This window comes from Phenylobacterium sp., from assembly GCF_016793285.1.
Classification (GTDB): Bacteria; Pseudomonadota; Alphaproteobacteria; order Caulobacterales; family Caulobacteraceae; genus Phenylobacterium.
This window is the reverse complement of the sequence record NZ_JAEUMO010000143.1, coordinates 1-2,299: the sequence shown is the minus strand read 5'-3', so window position 1 is coordinate 2,299 and position 2,299 is coordinate 1. Positions and strand designations below refer to the sequence as shown.

General features: G+C 70.2%; 3 protein-coding genes. 2 read left to right on the top strand and 1 reads right to left on the bottom strand.

What is annotated here, in order from left to right:
• Window positions 1-327, top strand: a 327-nt coding sequence (locus JNL41_RS13440) for a CocE/NonD family hydrolase C-terminal non-catalytic domain-containing protein (protein WP_293475707.1), incomplete at its 5' end; no start/stop codon positions are given.
• Window positions 328-372: 45 nt separating this feature from the next.
• Here JNL41_RS13440 and JNL41_RS13435 read toward each other — a convergent pair.
• On the bottom strand, window positions 373-1,656 hold the full coding sequence (locus tag JNL41_RS13435) for a phytanoyl-CoA dioxygenase family protein (protein WP_293475705.1): 1,284 nt from the start codon (window positions 1,654-1,656) through the stop codon (window positions 373-375).
• A 130-nt stretch (window positions 1,657-1,786) separates the two neighbouring features.
• On the opposite strand from JNL41_RS13435, the gene JNL41_RS13430 reads away from it, so the two are divergent.
• The coding region (locus JNL41_RS13430; RefSeq protein WP_293475703.1) for a phosphotransferase at window positions 1,787-2,299 on the top strand (513 nt) is incomplete at its 3' end.

The window sequence follows — 2,299 nt, the reverse complement described above, 5'->3', positions numbered from 1 at the left end:
ATGGGCGGCTACCAGCTCGGCGTCGGCATGGACATCTTCCGCGGCCGCTACCGCGAGAGCTTCGAGAAGCCCACGGCCATCCCGGCGAACAAGGTCCAGAAGTACCGCTTCGACCTGCCGCCGGCGAACCACGTCTTCCTGCCGGGCCACCGCATCATGGTGCAGGTCCAGTCCACCTGGTTCCCGCTCTATGACCGGAACCCTCAGACCTTCGTGCCCAACATCTTCACCGCCACGCCGTCGGACTACCGCAAGGCCACCCAGCGCATCTACCTCACCGGCGACACCGCCAGCTCCATCGAGCTGCCCGTCGTGCCGCTGAACTGAAACCCTCCCCTCCCCCGTGCGGCGAAGCCGCGCGGGAGAGAGGCGCTACGGCACCAGCGCCGCCAGGTCCTGGCCGCGCGGCGCGGGCGCCTCCCCCAGGATCTCGCGCTTCCCGGCCTCGTTGAACCGCAGGAGCCGTTCCATGTAGGCGAAGCGGCCGTAGTCGCGGCCATGCGCGCTCATCTTGTCGAACCAGTCGTCCTCGCCCAGCATCTCGCCCAGGCGCGGCGGGTTGCGATGCAGCATCTGCACGTCGGTCTTCTTGGGCTCGAGGCTGCGCAGGATGCCGCGGTTGAAGTGGCTGTGGATCGTCACCCGCTCGCCGTCCTGCGTGCGGTCGCCCTGCCAGTGCCAGACGCCGTGATGGAAGTAGACGACGCTGCCCTTGGGCATCTCGACCGGCACGCCCTGGTTATGTCCCTCGCCCTCGCGCGGCGGGCGGCGATGCTTGTGGCTGCCCGGCACGATCCAGGTGGGCCCGCTCGCGACCGTCCAGTCCTCCAGCGCCCAGACGCCGACGCCCGTCAGCGAGAACTCCGGATAGGGTTCGGGCACATGGGCGTAGTCGGTGTGCATGGGAATGAAGCCCGGCCCCGCGCCGCGCCGGATCGCCGAGATCGAGGCGATCACCGCGCCGCGTCCCAGGGAGGCGTCGATCAGGGTCATCAGCAGCGGGTTCTGCACCAGCCGTTCGAACTCGCGGCCCTGATACGTCATCCAGTTGAGGGCCACGCCGGACTGGTTCTCGGAAAGCGCCCGGATCGTGGCTTCGCGCACCTCGTCGGCGAAGCCGTCCGAGATGGCGTGTTCGACGATGGTGTAGCCCTGGTCCTCCATCTCGCGGATGTGGCGGCTCAGCTTCTGGCGGCGCGCCCGATGCGCAAGGTCCGGGTTCTCGACGGTGGCGCGGCCCATGTGATCGTGGAACAGGGCCATCAGCTCGACGGTCCCTTCCGGCAGGCCCCGGCCGCCGAACCGGATCGCGTCCGGCCCGAAGATCGCGCGCACCTCGCGCAGCATCGCCTCGGCCGCGCCCGGGAGCAGCAGCCCCACCCACTGCGCCGCCATGAGCGCCGCCTGGTAGTCGCCCTCGCAGGTCGCCGTGGCAGCCGGATCGAAGCCGGCCGCGACCGAGACCTCGACGCCGTCCCAGCGGACGGTCCAGCTCGCCACGTCGTCTGGCAGCCCCAGATGCGGCGGCGCGTCGCTCATCCGCTCGCTCACCGAGAACGGGGCGCCCAGCCTGTCGCGACGCTGGATGAACCAGGCCCGCGCCTCGTCGATCCAGGCCTCGGACAGGAACTCGAAGTGATGCGGCAGCGTATGCATCGCCGTCCTCCCGGCTCCGCTCTCAGGCGGATTCCACCGAAGAGTCCGCCCCTTCCGCAGGGGGAGGTCAACCGTCGCCTTCCGTGGCGTCCCGGTTGACCGAAGGCCCGGACGGGGCGGCAATGGCGCCATGACAACCGCCGACACCGCCGCCCCCGGCCAGGACCTACCCGTCCGCGAGGTGCTGCCGCAGCACCGCTTCGACGAAGCCAGGCTCCATGCCTGGCTCCGCGCCCAGGTCCCGGAGATCGGCGACACGCTGGTGGTGCGCCAGTTCCAGGGCGGCGCCTCCAACCCGACCTTCCTGCTGACCAGCGGCGAGGGCCGCCGCTACGTCCTGCGCAAGAAGCCGCCGGGCCAGCTCCTATCGTCCGCCCACCAGGTCGACCGCGAGTACCGCGCCATGAAGGCGCTCGACGGCCAGATCCCGGTCCCGAAGATGCGCGCGCTCTGCCAGGACGACTCGGTCATCGGGGCTGCATTCTACGTGATGGACTTCCTGCAGGGCCGCATCTTCCGCGACGCGACGCTGCCGGGCCTGACGCCCAGGGACCGCGCCGAGATCTACGACGACCTGAACGCCACGCTCGCCAGGCTGCACAAGGTCGACTTCGAGGCCGTCGGCCTCGGCGACTACGGCCGC

What these genes read in the sequence shown, in the direction of transcription:
- JNL41_RS13435 (WP_293475705.1), bottom strand. Translation starts at nt 1,656, where the DNA reads ATGCATACGCTGCCGCATCACTTCGAGTTCCTGTCCGAGGCCTGGATC.